The organism is Nonomuraea sp. NPDC001684, from assembly GCF_053596515.1.
In genome coordinates, this window is record NZ_JBSFGJ010000703.1 from 1 (window position 1) to 3,091 (window position 3,091).

At 76.0% G+C, this 3,091-nt stretch carries 3 protein-coding genes; 2 read left to right on the forward strand and 1 reads right to left on the reverse strand.

Going from position 1 to position 3,091, the window contains the following annotated elements; translation table 11 throughout:
* Nucleotides 1–495, forward strand: a 495-nt coding sequence (locus ACWCSD_RS50385) for a carbohydrate kinase family protein (protein WP_449926608.1), incomplete at its 5' end; no start/stop codon positions are given.
* Nucleotides 496–577: 82 nt separating this feature from the next.
* Entirely contained in the window at nucleotides 578–2,722 is a 2,145-nt protein-coding gene (locus ACWCSD_RS50390) for a hypothetical protein (protein ID WP_449926611.1), read from the forward strand.
* Between the two features lie 16 nt (nucleotides 2,723–2,738).
* Here the strand turns inward: ACWCSD_RS50390 and ACWCSD_RS50395 are convergent.
* On the reverse strand, nucleotides 2,739–3,091 hold a 353-nt coding region (locus ACWCSD_RS50395; protein WP_449926613.1), incomplete at its 5' end, for a response regulator transcription factor.

The following is a 3,091-nucleotide window of genomic DNA, read 5'->3' on the forward strand; positions in this document are numbered from 1 at the left end:
GGCTCCGGACCTGGCCGTGCCCCCGGCCGGCGCGTCGCGCACGAGCGGGACGATCCGCTCCACCGGCAACCCCGTGCCCAGCGAGGATTCGGCGTCGAACGTTTCATGCAGGAGACGTCCGCGGCCGACCTGATCATCCCGAACCTGGACGAGGCGCTGGTCCTGACCGGCGTCCCGTCGCCGGAGCGGGCCGCCGTGCTGCTGAGTGAGACGTACGGCACAGCGGTCGTGAAACTGGGCGCCGAGGGCGCGCTGGTGGCGGTGGACGGCAAGGTCACGGCGACGTGCGCGGGCGTGTCCGCCGAGGTCGTGGACTCCACGGGCGCCGGTGACGCCTTCGCGGCCGGGTATCTCACCGCCACCCTCCAGGGGGCGGACGCCGCGCTCGCGCTGGAGGCGGGTTGCCGTGCCGGTGCGCAATGTGTGGCCCAGGTGGGCGGCCGTCCACGGTACGGTTTTGATCTGAACCGTCTTTACCCTATTCACACTGATTGATAGCTTGCCGCGTAGGCTGCACCATTAGCCACATGCGTACCGGGTTGCCCACGCGGCCCACTGGGGAGGTTAGGGTCCGCCGATGGAAGTCGAGTCATCGATCTGCCTGAGCGACCTCGTCCCTGCTCTGCGCTGGAGCCGCCCTCAGCAGGTGGCCGAGGTGCTGGGTGATCCGCGGCTGCCGGCGGGGTGGTGGTCCTCGCTCGCGGTGTCCAGGGCGCTCGGCACGGCGGGTCTCGACTGGGTCTGCGAACGACTCGCCCGGCTGATCTCCTCCCGCTGGGACCATCTGCCGCTGGTGGACCTGCTTCCCGCGCTCGCCGTCCATCAGGTCGATCCGGCGCTGCCCGGCTGGCCGGAGGCCACCCGTACGGCGATCACCGGGCTCGGCGGCTGGCAGCGGCTGCGCCGCCTGTCGCCCGGCGATCTCGCCACCCCGTCCGCGACGCCCGAGGTGGTGGTCGGCTCGGTCCTGCGCGAGGTGCTCGGGCGCATCCCGGCGCAGCGGGAGGCCGTACCCGCCCAGCAGTCCGGCTCGCCGGACGTCACCCGTCCGCTCGCGCGCGGCGCGACGGGGTCCTTCCCGGCCGTCCCGGTGGCCGAAGCCGGTGCGTACGCCGCCCAGCCCGCCAGCGGCCCCCAGCGCCCGCCCGCCGCCTTCACCCCGCACAGCGACGCCTTCCCGGCCCAGCCCCAGGGCGCCCCGCGCCCGGCCCCGGCCGGTGAGGGCGGCCTGCCGCAGCGCCCGGCCGCGGCCCGCCCCGCCGCCCAGCAGCCCGGCTCGTTCCCCCCGCCGCCGGAGAACGCCCAGGGACACCAGACCGGCTCCTTCGCCGCCCAGCCCGACGCCACCCGCCAGACCGGCTCGTTCCCGGCCCAGCCCGAAGGCGGCCGCCAGACCGGCTCGTTCCCCGCACAGCCCGCCAACGGCCCTCAGACCGGCTCGTTCCCCGTACAGCCCGCCAACGGCCCTCAGACCGGCTCGTTCCCGGCGCAGCCGTCCAGCGGGCCTCAGACCGGGTCCTTCCCGGCGCAGGGTGGTGCGCGGCTGCCGCAGCGGCCCACCGGCGGGCGTCCGGACGGCGGCCCGCAGGCCGGCGCCGACGGCCCCCCGTACACCGCCCCAGTCCCCGGCGGGACGGCCGCTCCCGGCCCGGTGCACGCCGACCCCGACCACGCGATGGTCCGCGTCGTGGACGGCCTGTTCCGCGGCCTGGACAAGCTGGAGCTGGCCGTCGCCGTGCACCGGCTGTTCGCCGAGGACCCGGTCAGCCTGCGCACCCTGGCGCACAAGCTGCTGGTGGACCGCGACGTGCTCTCCCAGGCCCAGCGCACCGCCGAGGAACGCGTCCTGCACTGGCTGCGCTCGTCGGAGTCGGCGCCGGTCACCGGCCACATGTTCCGGCTCACCGAATGGCTCGGCGCGGCGGCCACCGAGGAGCAGCTCATCGGCGCCGACCCGGCCCACCCGGCGATGGTCCCGTCGCTGCGCACGCCCCTGTGGCGGGTCCTGGTGACGCTCATGCCCGACCGCCGCCTCCAGGACGGCTGGCTGGTCGTCGGCGACATCCACGGCCTCCAGGCCCGTACGCGGCAGCTCCTGGCCGCCGCCCCGCCGGACACCGACGTCGTCGAGCTGCTGGCCGAGCTGGGCATCCGCGCCCATTCCGCCAAGGCGTGGCTCGACGCCCTGCCCTCGGAGTCGGCCCCCGGCCCGGCGGACGCCTCCCCGCAGCCCGCCCAGCCGCTCCCCCGCCGCACGCCCGGCGCCAACGGCCACCACCACCGGGGCGGCCAGCCCATCCCGACGGCGGGCGCGAACTCGATCGACCCCTCGGCGGCCCTGGCCACGTTGTCGGCGCTGTCCGGCGGCCGGTCCGGCATGCTGCCCGGCAGCCTGGCCGGAACGCCGTCCACGCCGCCTCCGCCGCTGCCGAGCCCGTCGTCGGACCCGCGCCGCTGGCAGCGCATCGAGGTCACCCCGGAACACCTCAGGGGCGGCCCGGTGCCGGTGCCGGAGGGTTACGCGGCCCAGCTCGGCATGCGTCCGGGCACCCTGCTGTCGGTGACCGGCCCCGGCGACAACGCGATCGTGCTGGTCTGGCAGGGCCACCAGCCGGTCTTCGACTCGCTGCAGCCGGTGCTCATGCGCCTGAACGCCCGCCCCGGCGACCAGGTCTACGTCACGGTGGACGGCTACCGCCTGGAGGCCCAGCTCACCGGCTGACCTCGCGCCTACGCGGTCACCCGAACAGGCCCAGCCGGTGGGCCGTGGCCGCCGCCTCGCCGCGGGTGGCGACGCCCAGTTTGGCCAGGATGTTGGAGACGTGCACGCTGACCGTCTTCACCGAGATGAACAGCGCCGCGGCGATCTCCCGGTTGCTGCGCCCGTTGCTCACCTCGCGCAGCACCTCCAGCTCGCGCGCGGTCAGCCCCAGCGGCGGCCCCTCGGGCTCGTCGGCGCCGCCGACGCGGGCCCGCCGTCCGAACACGTCGAGCTGTTCGAGCAGCGGCGTGGCGCCCAGCTGCGCGGCCAGCTCGCGCGCCCGCGACACCATCACGGCCGCGGCGCGGCGGGCTCCCGCGGCGAGCGCCG

Bases quoted from the DNA above. Each gene is read 5' to 3' on its own strand.
- ACWCSD_RS50390 (WP_449926611.1), top strand. From the start codon at position 578: ATGGAAGTCGAGTCATCGATCTGCCTGAGCGACCTCGTCCCTGCTCTG.